Raw genomic sequence first — 18,629 nt, forward strand, 5'->3', positions numbered from 1 at the left:
CATCATTTTTGGTGTCTTTTTTTTGTAATTTTAAATTTTTAAACAAAAAACAAAATGAATTTTATAATCAAACTTTTAATTAGTACCATCATTGTATTTGCATTGGCTCATTTTCTACCAGGAGTTGCTGTGGATGATTTAACTTCTGCATTATTGGTTGCTGTAGTTTTAGGTCTTTTAAATACATTTTTGAAACCTATATTGGTTTTCCTAACTATCCCTGTAACATTAATTACCTTAGGTTTATTTTTGTTAGTAATCAATGCAGTAATTATTTTAATATGCGATTATTTTATTGCAGAATTTCATGTAAATGGGTTTTTAACAGCCTTAATTTTTAGTGTGTTATTGTCTATTAGTCAATCAATATTGAACAAAATATTTGTTAGCGAAGATTAATTTTTAGCGAATTGAATTTCAGTAAATTAAAAACTTGTTTGGGTTGTAAAAATTCTATAATTTTGCAACCCAATTTTTATGGTACTTAAATAAACAGATAAATGAACATTACAAAAACGCAAGTTGATGCATTAAATGCTATTGTAACAGTAGCAATCGCTAAAGAAGATTATGCTGATAAGGTAAATAAAGTATTAGCTGATTACAAAAAAAACGCCGCTATTTCAGGTTTCAGAAAAGGGGCAGTTCCAATGAGTTTGATTCAAAAACAATATGGTAAAGCAGTCTTATTAGAAGAAGTAAATAAAGTATTACAAACTTCGCTTAATAATTATTTAACTACTGAAAAATTAGATATTCTTGGTAATCCACTTCCAAAAGTTACGGAAAGTATTGATTGGGATGCAGAAAACTTTTCTTTTGATTTTGAATTAGGATTAGCACCTCAGTTTTCAGTTGATTTATCTGCTAAAAACAATGTTACTAAATTCAAAGTTATTGCTGATGATAAAATGTTAAACGATCAAGTTGATCGTATTGCTAAACAATATGGAAAATTAATTTCTCAAGATAAAGTAGAAGAAGGGTTTGATGTTGTTGGAACATTTACAAACGAAGAAAAAGGAATCAACGCTCCAGCTAATTTTGGTTTAGATATTTTTGCTGATAAAAAAGCAGCTAAAGCTTTCATCGGAAAAAAAGTAGGTGATGTTGTAACTATCGGAACTAAAGGTTTATTCGACGATGATCACAAATTAATGGATTACTTAAAAGTAGGTCATGATGATGTGCACGGATTAGATATCACAGTTAATTTCACAATTGAGGAAATTAATTCAACCGAAAGAGCTGAATTAAATCAAGAATTGTTTGATAAATTATTTGGAGCTGGAGTTGTTTCTTCTGTTGAAGACGTAAAAGCAAAAATTAAAGAAGATGCTGAAGCGCAATTTGCACAACAAGCAGATCAAAAATTCTTAAACGACGTGACTGATTTCTTAATCGAAAACACAAAATTTGATTTACCAGCTGAGTTCTTAAAGAAATGGATTAAAACCATGGGCGAAACGCCACTTTCTGATGAGCAAGCTGAAGAAGAATATGCAAAAGCAGAAAAAGGACTACGTTTCCAATTAATCGAAGGAAAAGTAATGGCTGAAAATAATTTGCAAATTACTTTCGAAGATTTAAAAGCGCATACTGCCGAATTAATCAAGAAACAAATGGCTCAATTTGGTCAATTAAATCCATCGGATGATGAAATTAACGGAATTGTTGCTCGTGTGATGTCAAATCAAGACGAAGTAAAGCGTTTGTCTGAGCAAGTAATGAGTGAAAAAATGTTAGGTCTTTACAAAGAAAAAGTTTCGGCTAAAACAAAAGAAGTTAATTACGAACAATTCATCAAAGAAATGTACGGAGAATAATTTCTCACAAAAAATAATTATCTTTGAGCGTCAGACTAGTTTTGGCGCTTTTTTATTCTGTATTCAACAGCAGAATTTCTAAATATTAATTATTTAAACCATACAAAAAATGAACTACGGAAAAGAATTTAAAAAATATGCTACTAAGCATCACGGAGTAAACAGTTTATATTACGATAAAATTGTTGGAAGTATGACTCCATATATTATTGAGGAACGTCAATTAAACGTAGCTTCAATGGATGTTTTCTCTCGTTTAATGATGGATAGAATTATCTTCATGGGAACTGGAGTTGACGATTATGTTGCCAATATTATTCAAGCACAATTGTTGTTTTTAGAAAGTGTTGATGCTTCTAAAGATATCAGTATTTATATCAATTCACCAGGTGGAAGTGTGTATGCTGGATTAGGAATTTACGATACAATGCAATTCGTAAAACCAGACGTAGCTACAATTTGTACAGGAATGGCGGCTTCTATGGGAGCGGTTTTATTATGTGCTGGAGCAGAAGGAAAACGTTCGGCATTACCACATTCAAGAGTTATGATTCACCAACCATCTGGAGGCGCACAAGGTGTAGCAACCGATATGGAAATCAACTTGAAAGAAATGTTGAAATTGAAAGATGAATTATATGAAATCATTTCTAAACATTCTGGACAATCGTTCGAAAAAGTGCACAAAGATTCTGAGCGCGATTATTGGATGATTGCCGCTGAAGCAAAAGAATACGGAATGATTGATGAGGTTTTAACAAGATAATTTAAAAAGTAATTAGTGATTAGTAAAAAGTAATAAGCTATTTACTAATCACTTTTCACTAATCACTAAAAAATGGCTAAAGAAGTATTAGAGTGTTCATTCTGCGGAAGGAAAAAGCCTGAAACCAATTTATTAATTGCAGGGATTAATGCGCATATTTGCGACAAATGTATCGAACAAGCTCACGGAATTGTATTAGAGGAATTAAAACAATCGGGTAATTCCAATTTGGTTGCCGATTTGATTCTGTTGAAACCAAAAGAAATTCGTGCGTTTTTAGATGATTATGTTATTGGACAAGATCAAACTAAAAAAGTAATGAGTGTAGCGGTTTATAACCACTACAAACGTTTGATGCAAATTCAATTGGAAGACGAAGTTGAGATTGAAAAAAGTAACATTTTAATGGTAGGACAAACCGGAACAGGTAAAACATTAGTAGCAAAAACGATTGCAAAAATGTTGAATGTTCCATTGGCTATTGTTGATGCAACTGTTTTAACCGAAGCGGGTTACGTAGGAGAAGATGTGGAAAGTATCTTAACTCGCTTATTACAAGCTGCTGATTACGATGTGGCTAAAGCTGAAAGAGGAATTGTATTTATTGACGAAATAGATAAAATTGCTCGTAAAAGTGATAATCCATCAATTACGCGTGATGTTTCGGGAGAAGGTGTACAACAAGCGTTATTGAAATTATTAGAAGGAACAGTTGTAAACGTACCACCAAAAGGAGGAAGAAAACATCCAGACCAAAAATTTGTTGAGGTAAACACTCAAAATATCTTATTCATCGCAGGTGGTGCTTTCGATGGCATTGAAAGAATTATTTCAAAACGTTTAAACAGACAAGCGGTTGGTTATAGTTCGTCTATTGGAACAGACCAAATTGATAAAGATAATTTACTGCAATATTTAATTCCGAAAGACGTAAAAGATTTTGGATTAATTCCAGAAATTATTGGTCGTTTGCCAGTTCTAACACATATGGATCCTTTAGATGTAGAAACATTAAGAGCAATTTTAACCGAACCTAAAAATGCCTTAGTAAAGCAATACAAGAAATTGTTTGAAATGGATGAGGTAACTTTAGAGATTGAAGAAGAAGCGTTGAATTATATTGTTTCTAAAGCTTTAGAATATAAATTAGGAGCCAGAGGTTTGCGTTCGTTATGCGAGGCGATTTTAACTGATGCTATGTATGAATTACCAAGTTCTGAAGATAAACATTTACAAGTTACAAAAGAATATGCAGAAAATAGTTTGAGTAAAAATTTATTACAACGTTTGAAAGCCGTTTCTTAATGAAATTAATACAAATAAAAAGGTCGCCAATTGGCGACCTTTTTTATGATTAAGCATTTTTCTTTTGCTCGATTGTTTTTGTTTGTTTCGCGTTACAGTAACTTGATTTACAGCTCCATCCACTTGAGCATGAAGTTAATAATACTAAAGTTGCTGCTGCTAAAATTAAAGAAATTTTTTTCATTTTGTTTATAGAGTTTTTATAGTTGTAATTAATTGCGTGTTTATTTGATGATTTTAAATTCGACTCTTCTGTTTGCTTGGTCTTGCTCTGCTGAACATTTGTCGCATTTGTTTAATAGTTGACTTTCTCCATATCCCTTATATGATAGTCTTGAAGCAACTATACCTTTGTTTATTAAATATTGATATGAAGATTTAGCTCTTCTTTCAGAAAGTTTTTGATTGTAATCTGCTGAACCTTTATTATCAGTATGGGCATTAATTGTAATTGACATTTCAGGATTGTTGTTTAAAACTTCAACAATTTTATTTAATGATAATGTAGATTCTTGTTTGATTGTTGCTTTATCAAAATCAAAATAGATATTTTCTATTACAATAGCATCTTCAGTAACAATAGCTTTTTTCTGTTTTAGAGTTATATTTTTATTAGTGTCTGAAGAATTTAAATTAGCTGTTTTAGTTTCGTAACCATCTTTGTTTAATGCAACAGTATATTGAGTTAAAGGTTCTAAATCTAAACGGATTTTTCCTTTTTCGTCCGATTTTGTTTTTAATACTATTTCTCCAAATTCATTTGTAACTACCACATCTGTGTTTGGAAGTGCGATGCTTGATTTTTCTTCTACAACTGTATACGTTTGACTTAAATTATCTTGCTTTTTAATCTCAAATTTAAAAATGTCAAAATTTCCTTGTTGGTGTTTATCAGTAGAAATATAACCTTTTGTAGGTGATGTCATAATAAATGCTACATCGTCTCTTCTGGAGTTTAAGTCAGTACCTAAGTTTAATGCTGGTGAATAGTCATTTTTCAAAACAGATGATCTAAAAACATCATACCCACCCATGTTAGTGTGTCCTTTTGATGAAAAATATAAATATTTACCATCTGCAGACATAAAAGGATATTTTTCATCTGTAGATGTGTTTACATTTGGTCCAAGATTAACTAATTTTCCAATTGATCCATCAGCTAATACTGGCGCTTCATAAATGTCAAATCCTCCAAACCCTCCAGGAATGTTTGAAGCAACATATATTTTTTTCCCATCAGCAGATAAACTAGGAGTCTCAACTGAATATTCAGCGGGAACAGCATTTAAATTTGTGATGTTAACCCATTTTTTTGGGTCTTTTTCATTTAAATCTGCTTTATGTAGTGTGTAAATTTGATTATTATTTGGGTTTTCTTGTGTGAAATAAATTGTGCGTTGATCTGCTGAAAAACTAATTGAACCTTCATTTTTTTCTGAATCTAGAGCCTGAGAAAAAAGTAAAGGAAATGAAAGACTTCCATCTTCTTTAATATCTACACAATATAAGTTGTTATTTGGTTCGTTTGTAATTGGATTTACAGTTACTTCAGCATGTCTTCTTTTCTTATTAGATAAAATGATGTATTTGTTTTTAAAGAAAGAAGTTCCAACCTCATTTAATTCTGAATTAATTCCAGTATCACCAATTAAATAGTTAATGCCTTTTGTAGATTTGCTAATTACATTTATAATTGAATCTAAACCTTCTGAACGTTTTGGTTCTTGAGAAAAACATGAAAAAGTTCCTAAAAGGAATAATATGGCAAGTAATTTGGGGTAATTCATAAAGTTAATTGCTTAATTGATAATGGGGTAATAAATTTTAAAATCGAGTGCAAAATTAACACTATATTTTACATAAAAAATCTTTTATATGATAATTATCATAATATCCGATGAACTGCAAAAAAAATCGATTTTAGGTAAACTGAAATCGATTAAATTTTGATTATTTTTTTGTTAACAATATTTATGATAGTTGAATTTTGTTAATTTCGTTATAATTTTGGGGTTTTATTGAATTTTCTTTTATTTCGCAACGTCTATATGGACCACATTTATAACGTCTCGGACCACAAGAAAACGATGAAATGATTACAACAGATACGAGTAAAATTATGGCTATTTTTTTCATAATATTTTTTTATAAATTTAGTAAACTTTCTAAATAATTTCTGTCATTAGAAAGCCTTGGAATTTTGTGTTGTCCACCCAATTTATCATTTTGTTTTAACCAATCATAAAACAAGTTTTTTCGGGCAACATTTAATACTAACGGATTAAGTGTCATATTGTTGTATCGTTTAGCTTCATAGTCAGAATTTAAAGATTGAATATTTTCATCCAAAATCATACTAAATTTTTCAACATCTTCTGGTGGATTTTTAAATTCAATAATCCATTCATGCGAACCTTTTTGCGTTTCACTCATAAAAACAGGAGCAACCGTATAATCTACAATTTCGCAGTCAAATAAAGCGCATGTTTTTGCAATGGCAGCATCTGTATTTTCAACCATCAACTCTTCTCCAAAAACGTTAATATGATGTTTGGTTCTTCCAGTAACTTTAATTCGGTAAGGACTTAATGAAGTAAAGCGAATCGTATCGCCAATTAAATAGCGCCATAAACCTGAATTTGTCGTAATTACCAATGCATAATTTTTATTCAACTCTACTTGATTCAATCGAATAACGCGTTGGTTTAATGTTCCAAAAGTATCCATCGAAATAAATTCGTAGAAAATTCCGTAATCCAACATCAATAATAATTCGTTTGAATCATTTTGGTCTTGAATGGCAAAAAATCCTTCCGAAGCATTGTAAATTTCGTAATATTTAAAACTGTCTTTTGGAAATAATTTCTTGTATTGTTCTCTATATGGATCAAAATTGACACCACCATGAAAATACACTTCTGCATTTGGCCAAAGCTCTAATAAATTAGATTTGCCAGTGGTTTCTAATGCTTTTTGAAGTAAAACCAACATCCAACTTGGAACGCCAGCTAAACTTGTCACATTTTCGTTGATGGTTTCATTGACAATGGCTGGAAGTTTGGTTTCCCAATCGCCCATTAATGATATTTTACTGCTTGGTGTAGAGCTAAATTCGGCCCAAATCGGCATGTTGTCAATCAAAATTGCCGATAAATCTCCAAAAAAAGTATTATTATCTTCATACAATTGCTTGCTTCCGCCTAAACGCAAACTTTTTCCAGTAAACATTTGCGACTCTTCGTTGTTGTTTAAGTATAAACACAATAAGTCTTTACTAGCTTTGTAATGGCAATTTTCTAATGCCTCTGAACTTACAGGAATAAACTTGCTTTTTGCATTAGTAGTTCCGCTCGATTTTGCAAACCATTTAATATTAGAATGCCAAAAAACGTTTTGTTCACCTTTTCGAGTTAATTCAATTAAAGGTTCTAAATCTTCATAGCTAGAAACAGGAATTCGTTCTGAAAAAGTAGTATAACTTTTCATGGAAGAAAAATCATATTTCTTTCCAAGTTGCGTATTTTCGGAAGCTTTTATTAGATTAAAAAGTAATTCTTCTTGTACTTCGTGTGGATATTTTAAAAACAATTCCATTTGATGAATTCGCTTTTTTAAAATCCAAGTGGCAAAAGAATTTATTATTTGTAATGGCATTTACCTATTGCTAATTTTGAATTATTAAATTGGAATAATAACTTTACCAAAAATAGCATTTTTTTCAAATAATTGAACAAAAAAGAAAATCTTTACACGAAATGATATATCAAGGCACACTTTCAAAAATGCAAACCGAATTTGGTAACCCAATTCAGTATTATTTGGTTTTTGAAAATAGTTTTTTAAACATCAACCAACTTTTAGGAAAAGACATTGAAATTGAGTTTCAAGGCTACCAATGTTTAAATTGCGGAAAAGCGAAAAAGATTTTTCGACAAGGATTTTGTTACGATTGTTTTATGAGCAGCCCAGCAGTTGGCGATTGGATTATGAAACCCGAATTAAGCACCGCTCATTTAGATATCGAAGATAGAGATTTAGCATACGAAAAGCGTGTGCAATTGCAACCGCATGTGGTGTATTTAGCTTTATCTAGTGAAGTAAAAGTAGGAGTTACAAGAAAAACCCAAGTTCCAACTCGTTGGATAGATCAAGGTGCTGTGCAAGCTATTCCAATTGTAGAAGTACCAAATAGATATTTAGCAGGAATTACGGAAGTAGCATTGAAAAACCATTTTGCCGATAAAACCAATTGGCAAAAAATGCTAAAAAACGAAGTACCTAACATGGACTTGATTTCAGAACGAAATAAAGTATTGGATTGGCTACCAAATGAAGTGAAAGACTATTTCCCAAAAGAAGAAAAAATCATTCAACTCGATTTTCCAGTTTTACAATATCCTAAAAAAGTAACAAGTTTAAATTTAGACAAAACACCAAATTTTTCAGGAACCCTAACCGGAATCAAAGGCCAATATTTACTTTTTGAAGACGGAACTGTTTTCAATGTAAGAACTTATGAAGGTTATGTAGTGAAGATGAGTTTGTAAAAAAGAAACCCTTTCTAAATTTTAGAAAGGGTTTTGTTTTTATTTCGAATTTATTCTTTTTTCTTCTTTTTAAGCCAACCATTTAATGCATCAGTTGCTTTAGTCTTAATTTCTTCCTTAGGAGTTGTTTTGGGTTTAGTGGTGTCAGTTGCAGTAGTTGTTCCAGAGTTGTTGCCTTTTGTTCCACCCAATAAATTACTTAAAGCAGTTGTTCCTTGATTGATGTATTTGTCTTTTTGCATTTTAACCAATTGTGTTGCCAAATTAGTTGTGGCTTGCTTCATGTCTGTAGTAATTTTTGGCTGTTTGAAGTTTCCTCCAAGTACTGCATTTACAGGAACATTTTGAATTTTATTTTGGTCAGCAGGCGTTAGTTTTGCTAGTAAATTATTTACTTCAGTTCCTAAATATTTTGCAGGTACGTCAAATTTTAAATTGTAATTCATGCTTTGATCAAAACCATGAGTTCCACCAACATTTACTGTTATATCTTGGTATTTGATATCGAATGGTTTTACATTCACTTTTCCATCTTTAAAAGATAAAGCTGCTTTTACGTCGTTCAAGTTCACTTTGTTCATATCAATAAATTTTACATTTGAACTTAAAGCTGTAAGCAGTGCAGAATTTTTTTCGTTAACTGTAGTTGACAACAATTGACCTAATAAATCTCCAGAAATAGTTTTTAAATTTGGAGTCATATCTTGTTGTAAATCACCCGATAATTTGATGGTTGAATTCAATTTTCCATTAATTACACCAGCAATTGGAGCAATCGATTTTAGCATGTCTAATTGTGTGAATGATTCGGCAATATTGACTTTATCTAAACCTAAATTCATATTAAACGTTGGCGTTTTTCCTTTGGTTGAAACCGTTCCTGTTAAACCGATATTTCCTCCAAAAACACTCATTTTTAAATTATTTAAAGTTACCGCTTCGTCACGAATTACCATATTTCCCGAAACATCTTTTAAGTTTAAATTATCGTAAACCACTGTTCCTGCTTTTGCAGTAACACTACAATCTAAGAATGAAGGAATTTTTACCGCTTCTGTAGTTTTTTTGCCTTCTTCAGTAGTGGTTGTAGTTGGCGCCATAAAATCAGAAACGACTAATTTAGTCGAATTCATATTGAAGTTTCCTTTCAGAATTTGGTTTTTGAATACAAATCCGTAGAAGTTATCCAATGTTCCTGTTACATTCAAATCGGAAGCTCCTGTTTTCGCATCAAACTGATTCAAACGAATTTGATTTGGATTGAAAGCAACAGCTGCTTGATTGATTTTAAACGGTTTTGCCATTTCTGGACCTTCATAATTGAATCCAGTTAAACTTGCAATTCCAGAATTTTGAATGTTTTGATATTGAGAAGTTTCAACTGATTTCATATCAAACTTCGTTTTTACATCGGCTTTTAAAATTCCGGTTAACGGTTTGTCTAACTTTACTGGATATGCTTTGGTAACGTTTGCTAAGTTGATGGTTCCTTTTAATTCGGCATCAACTAAGGCATTTGTTGCGATGTTTCTAATATTCGCTTTCGCATTAAACACATCTTGATCAATTGAAAACGAAAGTTTATTCAAATTCACATACGTGTCGTTCATTAAACCTGTTTCGTTGATAATATGTGTATCAATTACGATATTTTTAACCGATTTTGGTAAATCTGGATATTGGAAAGACGCATTATTGGAAGCGATTTTTACATCAAAAGCAGGAATCGTAGTTTCGGTTAATTTGCCTTTTACTTTTCCGTCTACTAAAAATTGTCCGGTTGTTTTTACTTTGTTGATATCACCTGAATAAGCTGCTGGAATTAATCCCAAGAAGTTTTTAAAATCAGATGTTGGTGTTTTAAATGTCAAGTTATACGTTTGACCCGCTTCCACCATTTGAATAAATCCATTGAATTCTAATGGCAATTGATTGATTAAGGCTTTGTTGTCTTTGAATTCGTATTTACTTTTCTCTAAATCGATTCCTAAAATGGCATCTAATGAAATGGCTACATTTTTCATATAGTTCATTTTGTCCATATCAAAAGATAGTTTTGCAGTAGTTTTAGTGTCTAAATCCAATTTTTGAGCTGCAAAATTTCCTTTTCCTTCGTGATTAATGCTGTCTAAAACCATTTTCATTTTAGAACCTTGGTCTTCATAAGTGAATTTCAAATTTTCAACTTCATAATCTTGAATATTCAAAGCAAAAGGTTTGCTGTCAGAAGGTTTTTTTTCTGTTTCATCTTTTAATGCAATATCAAAATTTCCTAAACCATCTTTATTAAAAATGATGTTTACAATTCCGTCAACTACACTAAAACTTTCTAAATTCATAGCTTCTCCATCACCTTTAAAAAGCTCTTTTACACTCATGGTTACATTGGTCTCACCCGAATATAAAAGGGTGTCGTTTTCAAAAGGCGCTTTAGTAATAATGCTTAATTTTTCAATTGTAACATTAGCTTTCGGAAAACTTTTGAATAAACTCAAATCTACGTCTTCAAACGCTATGTTGGCATTTACATTTTCGTTCAAAGTTTTAGCAATCATTTCCTTGATTTTATCTTTGAATAAAAAAGGCGCAGCTGCCAATGCGATGATGGTTACCAATAGGAAAATTCCAGTTCCTTTTAAGATTTTTTTCAACATAATTTTACTTTTTAAGAGTGCGAATAAATTTTTTGTTTCGATTTGTAATCAAATTATCATGTATTTACTACAAAAGTAGTACCAAAAATATAGTTTAGGATTAAAGCTACGTTAAACTTATAAAAAAAATCCCAAAAACAATTGCTTTTGGGATTTTTTATGTGTTTGAATTTGAATTAGTTTATTACAATTTCATAAGGCATAATGGCTTGAATACCTTTTCTGCTTTTAACGCGTTTAATTTGTTCCAACATTTGGAAACCTTCTTCGCCTAATTGCTCTTTTAGTAATTGTTCTTTAGTTTTAAACATTGCCATTCCAGTGAAATTAGCTAATAAATCTTCAAAGTTTTTCTCGTATTCTGGGAAGTTTTCTGTTCTATACGAAGTTGTTTTTCCAAGTTTAGCTGCGTATTTGATTGCTGCATCTAAACCTCCGATTTCATCAACCAGTCCAAGTTTATGAGCATCAATTCCAGTCCAAACTCTTCCTTGTGCAATAGCGTCTACTTGTTCGGTTGTCATTTTTCTACCATCAGCTACACGTTTTAAGAAAGTTGCGTATGTTTTTTCGATGCTTTCTAAAACAAAACCTTTGAAGTTTTCATCAATTGGTTCAAAAACACTGTAACCACTCGCATTTGCATGAGTTTTTACTTGTTCGGCATTAATTCCGATATTTTTGCCTAGTTGGTTCATGTTAGGTAACATTCCAAAAACACCAATCGAACCCGTAATCGTATTTGGTTCAGCGAAAATTCTATCTGCATTAGCTGCAATATAATAACCTCCAGAAGCCGCATAATTTCCCATAGAAACTACAACGGGCTTAACTTTTTTAGTGATTTCGATTTCTCTCCAAATTAATTCCGAAGTCAAAGCACTTCCTCCTGGACTATTTACACGTAAAACAATTGCTTTTACATCTTTATCATCGCGAGCTTCTTGTAAAGAACGTTTGATTGAACCTTCTCCAATTACGTTTACATCGCCTTCACCGCCTGCAATTTCGCCTTGCGCATAAATTACAGCAATGATATCATCTTTTGAATAATCTTCAACAGTTGAAGCTGCTTTTTTAGCATAATCGGTAATGCTAACAATATCGTATTTTTCCTTTTTGTCAACTTTTAATTTCGCTCTAATCATGTCGTGATACTCATCTTCATAGGAAACTTTATCGACTAATTTATTGGCTAAAGCTAACTCTGGAGTTCTTGCGCCTAACGTATTTGCAATGGCATTCAATTGAGCAACTGATAATTTTCTACTTTTAGAAATATCAGCAACAATGGTGTTCCAAACCGAATTTAATAAAACCGTCATTTGTTCGCGGTTTTCTGGACTCATTTCTTGTGCTAAGAAAGGTTCCACGGCACTTTTGTATTTTCCATGACGAATCACTTCCATTTTTACACCCGATTTTTCTTGTAAATCTTTCATGTAAATTATTTCAGAAGAAAGTCCTTTAAAATCAACTTCTCCCATTGGATTCAAATACACTTGGTCGGCAACCGAATTCAAATAATATTCGCCTTGGCTATAATAATTTGCATAAGCATAAACGAATTTGCCCGATTTTTTAAAATCTTCTAATTTATCACGAACGGCTTTGCTTTGTGCTAATCCTAATTGTGATTGATTATTCAAAATAGAAATTCCTTTGATTTTGTCATCGGTTTTAGCTGCTTCAATCGCATTTAAAATGTCCGTAACACCATCATGATGCGCTTCAAAATAATTGAAGTCTTTGTAATTTGTTTTTCCAGCGTAGTCTAATGATACTTTTGATAAGTCTAATTCAATAACCGAATTCTTTTTTACACTAACCGTGTCATCTCCACTGCCTGCAATGGCTCCAATGATTATAATTCCGAAGAAGAAAATCATGCAAAAAATAAATATCCCTACAATTGTAGCTAATACATTTCCTAAAAATCTCATTTCAATTTCATTTTAATTTATAATATAAGTAGTTAAAAGAACAAAATTGTTACATGTTCATAAAAAAACAAGAAAGGTAAATTATAAGTCTAAAATTGTTTGTTATTTTGCCAATATGAGTCAGCATCAAGTCATTTTATCGTTAGGAAGTAATCAAGGCAATCGATTAGAAACGATTCAGTCTTGTATTGATTTGATTCATAATGAAGTAGCAACAGTTGTAAAGGTTTCTAAAATTTATGAAACTCCGGCTTGGGGTTTTGAAAGTGAACCGTTTTATAATGCTGCGATTCTAATTCATACCACGAAATCGGCTCAAAAGATTTTGAATCAGGTTTTGAAAGTAGAAAAGAAATTAGGTCGAATTCGTTCCAAAGATTCAGGTTATCAAGCTCGAATAATTGATGTAGATGTCATCGCTTTTGACGAAGAAATTATTTCTACCGAAAACCTGCAAGTTCCTCATCCATTAATGCAAAACCGAAAGTTTGTGTTGCAACCGATGTTGGATTTTGGATTGAATTGGGAACATCCTCTTTTGAAAAAATCGGTTACACAACTATTACTTCAAACTGAAGACAAAAGCGAAATAAAAGCAATTCATTCCATAGTTTCTCCAATTGAAAAATTAGAATTACAACAATTCAATTACATTGCCATTGAAGGAAATATTGGTGCTGGAAAAACAACTTTATCTACGAAATTAGCAGAAGATTGCAATGCCAAATTAGTATTAGAACGTTTTGCTGATAATCCGTTTTTACCGAAGTTTTATAAAGATCAAAGTCGCTACGCGTTTCCTTTAGAAATGTCCTTTTTAGCCGATAGATATCAACAATTATCCGATGATTTAGCGCAATTTGATTTGTTCAAAGATTTTGTGGTTGCCGATTATCATATTTTCAAATCGTTGATTTTTGCCAAAGTTACACTTCAAGAAGATGAATTTCGTTTGTACAAAACTATGTTTGACATCATTCACAAAGAAATGCCAAAACCTGATTTGTACGTGTATTTGTATCAAAATACCGAAAGATTGTTGGAAAACATCAAGAAACGCGGTAGAAGTTACGAGCAAGAAATTCCGGCAGATTATTTAGAAAAAATCAATCAGGGTTATCTGGACTACATCAAAACACAAACCGATTTGAATGTGTTAATTATTGATGTTTCGGATTTAGATTTTGTGAAAAAACAGGAGGATTATGTTTTTTTGTTGAATGAAATTAATACCAAGATTAAAAATTGATTTTGGAACACAGATTAAACGGATTTACACAGATTTTAAAAATTTATTTAATTTCTTCAATCAGTGTTCCGAAAATTTTACTTCAACTTCTGAAACAAATCCCAAATCACAATTCCAGCACTCACCGAAATATTCAACGAATGTTTACTTCCTAGTTGCGGAATTTCAATTACACCATCGCTTAAATTAATAGCTTCTTGTGAAACACCTTTAACTTCGTTTCCAAAGATTAGAGCATATTTTGTATTTGCTTCAGGTTGAAAATTGTCCAACATAATCGCATTTTCGGTTTGTTCCACCGAATATACTTTTACATTTTCTTGTTTCAATTGGTTCACCACTTCTAAAACGTCTTTCGCATATTCCCAAGTCACAGTTTCCGTAGCACCAAGAGCTGTTTTGTGAATTTCTTTATTAGGAGGAACGGCCGTAATACCACACAAATAAATCTTCTCAATCAAAAAAGCATCCGAAGTTCTAAAAACCGAACCAATATTATGTAAACTTCTAATATCGTCTAAGATTACAATGATAGGTGTTTTTTGAGCTTCTTTAAACTCGTTGATGTTTTTGCGTTCTAATTCTGCGTTGGCTAATTTTCTCATGTGGCAAAGATATTTTATTGAGTTGAAGTTTCAAAGTTTCATGTTTCAAAGTTTGTGTTGTGAAATAATTAACAACTTAATAACAGCAACCTGAAATGATGCTTTGTAAATTGGCAAAAAAATAATTGTATGAAATTCGTATTTGTTTTATTTAGTTTGTTTTCCATTTTTGGATTTTCTCAAAATTCAAATGCTTCAAAGGAAGTTCAAGAAAAGCAAGAGTTAATAGTAAAAGAACATCTCAATGATTGTGCTCAACAGTATGATTATAGAATTTTAATGTCTGAACGTCAAAAATGTTTAGATGCAGGTTTAGCTAAAGATTCAACAATAGCTTATTTGTGGCAACAAAAAGCAATGCCATTATTTAAAATGCGAAAATACGAGGCTGGAATGGTTTTCTTAGATAAAGCTGTAAAATATGACGAAAAAAGATGGTTAGATTATCGAGCATTCATAAAATGTATTTTTGTTAAAAGCTATAAGGATGCTATAGTAGATTTTGAAAAATGTAAAACTTTATCTGGGAACTCTTATGTTATGGATCATAGTTATGATTTTCATATTGCTTTAAGTTATTTACAATTAAATGAATTTCAAAAAGCGGAAAGAATTTTTAAACAGGATACAGATGATCAAAAGGAGCGTTTAGGAGAAGCGCATCATTTGGATTTATTTTACTATGGAATTTCACTTTATGAACAAAATAAATTTAAGGAATCAATTGAAATTTTCAATAGAGCTTTAAAACAATATCCAGAGTTTTCCGATGTAAAATTTTATAAAGCAATTGCAATGATTAGGGCAGGACAACCAAGAGAATTGGCAGATATATTACTTGAAGAAGCAAAAAAAGATTTAGAAAAAGGATACTCAATTAATGAAGACCAAATTTTTTATGAAATGTATCCCTATCAAATTAGAAAATTAATAAACTAAACCATTTTGTTCATAAAAGCCTTTGCGAACTTTGCGAAAAACTTAGCTTCTTAGCGTTAAAATTTTAAACTTGAAATTGTATTTGCTTTTGCAATTGTAAATTGTTCTTGTCCTTGCCCTTGAAATTGAATCTGATTTTCTTACCTTCGCAATCATACTTAAAATTACAAATTGTGGCTAAAAAATCTGCAGCAAATTCCGATAAAGCACCAAAGGAAACACCTTTAATGAAGCAATACAACGAGATAAAAAATAAATATCCCGATGCTTGTTTGTTGTTTCGTGTGGGTGATTTTTATGAAACTTTTGGAGAAGATGCCGTGCGTGCGTCACAAATTTTAGGCATTACATTAACTAAACGTGGTGCAGGTTCTGAAACCGAAACTGCTTTAGCTGGATTTCCGCATCATTCAATTAATACTTATTTACCCAAGTTAGTTAAAGCCGGACTTCGAGTAGCGATTTGCGACCAATTAGAAGATCCAAAAATGACTAAAACCATCGTAAAACGTGGTGTTACGGAATTAGTTACGCCTGGAGTTTCGATGAATGATGAGGTGTTGCAATCCAAGTCAAATAACTTTTTAGCATCTGTTCATTTTGGTAAAAAATCACTTGGTGTAGCTTTTTTAGACGTTTCTACAGGTGAATTTTTAGTTTCGCAAGGCAATGAAGAATACATTGATAAACTATTACAAAACTTCCGTCCAAGTGAAATTTTAATTCCGAAACAGTTTAAAAATCAGTTTAATTCGGTTTTTGGAGACGATTTTCATACCTTCTTTTTGGAAGATTGGGTGTACAAAGAAGATTATGCGTTAGAAAGTTTGACGAAACATTTTCAAACCAATTCACTAAAAGGATTTGGAGTAGAAGAATTAACCGAAGGTTTGATTGCTTCGGGTGCGATTTTGTATTATTTATCGGAAACGCAACATAATAAAATCCAACACATTACCAATATTCAACGTATTGCCGAAGATGCTTATGTTTGGATGGATAAATTTACCATTCGAAATTTAGAATTATATCATAGTTATAATCCGAATGCGGTAACGCTTTTAGATGTGATTGACAAAACGCTTTCGCCAATGGGAGCAAGGCTTTTGAAACGTTGGTTGGCGCTTCCATTGAAAGATATTTCAAAAATCAGAGGCCGTCATGAAGTGATTTCGTATCTAAAAACCAATCCCGAAGTCTTACAACAAATTCAGTATCAAATCAAACAAATTTCCGATTTAGAGCGTTTGATTTCAAAAGTAGCCACTGGCAAAATTTCGCCAAGAGAAGTTAATTTTTTGAAAGATTCGTTAGATGCCATTATTCCAATTAAAACATTGGCTTTAGCTAGTGAAAATGAAGCGTTGCGAGTTATTGGTGATAGTTTGCATGCTTGCGAATTGTTGCGAGAAAAAATTAAATCTACTATTCAAGAAGATGCACCAGTAAGTGTAAATAAAGGAAACGCAATTGCCGTTGGGGTTCATTCGGAATTAGATGAATTGAGAGCGATTTCATCCACTGGAAAAGGCTATTTAGAAGAATTAGAACAACGTGAAAGTGCTGCTTCAGGTATTCCATCATTGAAAATCTCGTTCAATAACGTTTTTGGTTATTATATTGAAGTTCGAAATACACATAAAGATAAAGTTCCACCGGAATGGATTCGTAAGCAGACCTTAGTGAATGCAGAGCGTTACATTACGGAAGAACTAAAAGAATACGAATCTAAAATTTTAGGTGCGGAGGAAAAAATCCATCAATTAGAAACCCAGTTGTTTGAGCAGTTGGTGAATTGGATTGCTACTTATATCAAACATGTTCAGTTGAATGCTAATTTAATTGCACAATTGGATTGTTTGACATCTTTCACGCAATTAGCGATTGATAACAAATACGTTTGTCCTGATTTAGATGAAAGTTTTGATTTGGAAATCAAAGAAGGTCGTCATCCTGTTATTGAAAAGCAATTGCCTGTTGGTGTGCCGTATATTTCTAATGACGTTTATTTGGATAGAGAAATCCAGCAAATCATCATGATTACCGGTCCGAATATGTCGGGTAAATCGGCAATTTTGCGTCAAACGGCTTTGATTGTGTTGATGGCGCAAATGGGAAGTTTTGTTCCAGCTGAAAGCGTTAGAATGGGTGTGGTGGATAAAATCTTTACCAGAGTAGGAGCAAGTGATAATATTTCGATGGGTGAATCTACTTTTATGGTGGAAATGAACGAAACCGCTTCGATTTTGAATAATATTTCAGAAAGAAGCTTGGTGTTGTTAGATGAAATTGGAAGAGGAACTTCAACTTATGATGGAATTTCAATTGCTTGGGCGATTTCAGAATATTTGCACGAACATCCAAACAAACCGAAAACACTTTTCGCTACGCATTATCATGAATTAAACGAAATGGAAGTTACGTTTGACAGAATTCAGAATTTCAATGTTTCGGTAAAGGAATTAAAAGATACAGTTTTATTTATTCGTAAATTGGTTAAAGGTGGAAGCGCACATAGTTTTGGTATTCACGTAGCAAAAATGGCAGGAATGCCGCAGATTGTGATTCAAAAAGCACAAAAATTGTTGAAGCAATTAGAGAAAAGACATTCGAGCGAAGAATTATCGGGAATTAAATCGGCAAATGATGAATTGCAATTGAGTTTCTTTAATTTAGATGATCCGCTTTTGGAAGAAATTAAAGAGGAAATTGTGAATATCGACATTAATACATTGACTCCGGTAGAGGCTTTAATGAAGCTAAACGAAATAAAACGAATGTTGGTAAAAAAATAA

13 protein-coding genes are annotated in these 18,629 nt (G+C 31.9%); 8 read left to right on the forward strand and 5 right to left on the reverse strand.

Going from position 1 to position 18,629, the window contains the following annotated elements; all coding sequences use genetic code 11:
- Window positions 1–54 precede the first annotated feature (54 nt).
- The 4 genes from M9Q43_RS12615 to clpX all read left to right on the forward strand — a co-directional run bounded on the left by M9Q43_RS12615 (window position 55) and on the right by clpX (window position 3,897).
- The gene (locus tag M9Q43_RS12615; RefSeq protein ID WP_262319234.1) at window positions 55–399 is read left to right on the forward strand and encodes a phage holin family protein; all 345 of its coding nucleotides are present in this window, start codon (window positions 55–57) and stop codon (window positions 397–399) included.
- Between the two features lie 101 nt (window positions 400–500).
- Entirely contained in the window at window positions 501–1,826 is a 1,326-nt protein-coding gene (gene tig / locus M9Q43_RS12620; protein WP_262319235.1) for a trigger factor, read from the forward strand.
- A gap of 109 nt (window positions 1,827–1,935) precedes the next feature.
- On the forward strand, window positions 1,936–2,592 hold the full coding sequence (gene clpP, locus M9Q43_RS12625) for an ATP-dependent Clp endopeptidase proteolytic subunit ClpP (protein ID WP_262319236.1): 657 nt from the start codon (window positions 1,936–1,938) through the stop codon (window positions 2,590–2,592).
- Window positions 2,593–2,664: 72 nt separating this feature from the next.
- Complete coding sequence (gene clpX / locus M9Q43_RS12630; protein ID WP_262319237.1) at window positions 2,665–3,897, forward strand: ATP-dependent Clp protease ATP-binding subunit ClpX; 1,233 nt, start codon at window positions 2,665–2,667, stop codon at window positions 3,895–3,897.
- Window positions 3,898–4,121: 224 nt separating this feature from the next.
- On the opposite strand, the gene M9Q43_RS12635 is transcribed toward clpX, so the two are convergent.
- Window positions 4,122–5,684, reverse strand: a complete 1,563-nt coding sequence (locus tag M9Q43_RS12635; RefSeq protein ID WP_262319238.1) for an OmpA family protein — start codon at window positions 5,682–5,684, stop codon at window positions 4,122–4,124.
- Window positions 5,685–6,042: 358 nt separating this feature from the next.
- Window positions 6,043–7,551: a GH3 auxin-responsive promoter family protein gene (locus tag M9Q43_RS12640; protein ID WP_262319239.1), complete on the reverse strand. Its 1,509-nt coding sequence runs from the start codon at window positions 7,549–7,551 to the stop codon at window positions 6,043–6,045.
- A 101-nt stretch (window positions 7,552–7,652) separates the two neighbouring features.
- Here M9Q43_RS12640 and M9Q43_RS12645 point away from each other — a divergent pair, with 101 nt between their 5' ends.
- Window positions 7,653–8,444 carry a DUF2797 domain-containing protein gene (locus M9Q43_RS12645; protein ID WP_262319240.1) on the forward strand — a complete coding sequence of 264 codons (792 nt, stop codon included), beginning with the start codon at window positions 7,653–7,655 and terminating at the stop codon, window positions 8,442–8,444.
- A 50-nt stretch (window positions 8,445–8,494) separates the two neighbouring features.
- Here M9Q43_RS12645 and M9Q43_RS12650 read toward each other — a convergent pair whose 3' ends face one another.
- Window positions 8,495–11,098 (reverse strand): AsmA family protein, encoded by a 2,604-nt coding sequence (locus M9Q43_RS12650; RefSeq protein WP_262319241.1) that lies wholly within the window; start codon window positions 11,096–11,098, stop codon window positions 8,495–8,497.
- A 176-nt stretch (window positions 11,099–11,274) separates the two neighbouring features.
- Window positions 11,275–13,041, reverse strand: coding sequence for a signal peptide peptidase SppA (gene sppA / locus M9Q43_RS12655; RefSeq protein WP_262319242.1), 1,767 nt, complete (start codon window positions 13,039–13,041; stop codon window positions 11,275–11,277).
- Window positions 13,042–13,156: 115 nt separating this feature from the next.
- On the opposite strand from sppA, the gene folK reads away from it, so the two are divergent.
- Complete coding sequence (gene folK / locus M9Q43_RS12660; protein WP_262319243.1) at window positions 13,157–14,290, forward strand: 2-amino-4-hydroxy-6-hydroxymethyldihydropteridine diphosphokinase; 1,134 nt, start codon at window positions 13,157–13,159, stop codon at window positions 14,288–14,290.
- Between the two features lie 77 nt (window positions 14,291–14,367).
- On the opposite strand, the gene M9Q43_RS12665 is transcribed toward folK, so the two are convergent.
- Window positions 14,368–14,895 (reverse strand): RNA methyltransferase, encoded by a 528-nt coding sequence (locus M9Q43_RS12665; RefSeq protein ID WP_262319244.1) that lies wholly within the window; start codon window positions 14,893–14,895, stop codon window positions 14,368–14,370.
- A 129-nt stretch (window positions 14,896–15,024) separates the two neighbouring features.
- Here M9Q43_RS12665 and M9Q43_RS12670 point away from each other — a divergent pair, with 129 nt between their 5' ends.
- The gene (locus tag M9Q43_RS12670) at window positions 15,025–15,834 is read left to right on the forward strand and encodes a tetratricopeptide repeat protein (protein ID WP_262319245.1); all 810 of its coding nucleotides are present in this window, start codon (window positions 15,025–15,027) and stop codon (window positions 15,832–15,834) included.
- Between the two features lie 227 nt (window positions 15,835–16,061).
- Window positions 16,062–18,629 carry a DNA mismatch repair protein MutS gene (gene mutS, locus M9Q43_RS12675; RefSeq protein WP_262319272.1) on the forward strand — a complete coding sequence of 856 codons (2,568 nt, stop codon included), beginning with the start codon at window positions 16,062–16,064 and terminating at the stop codon, window positions 18,627–18,629.

The organism is Flavobacterium odoriferum (assembly GCF_025499515.1).
GTDB classification, from domain to species: domain Bacteria; phylum Bacteroidota; class Bacteroidia; order Flavobacteriales; family Flavobacteriaceae; genus Flavobacterium; species Flavobacterium odoriferum.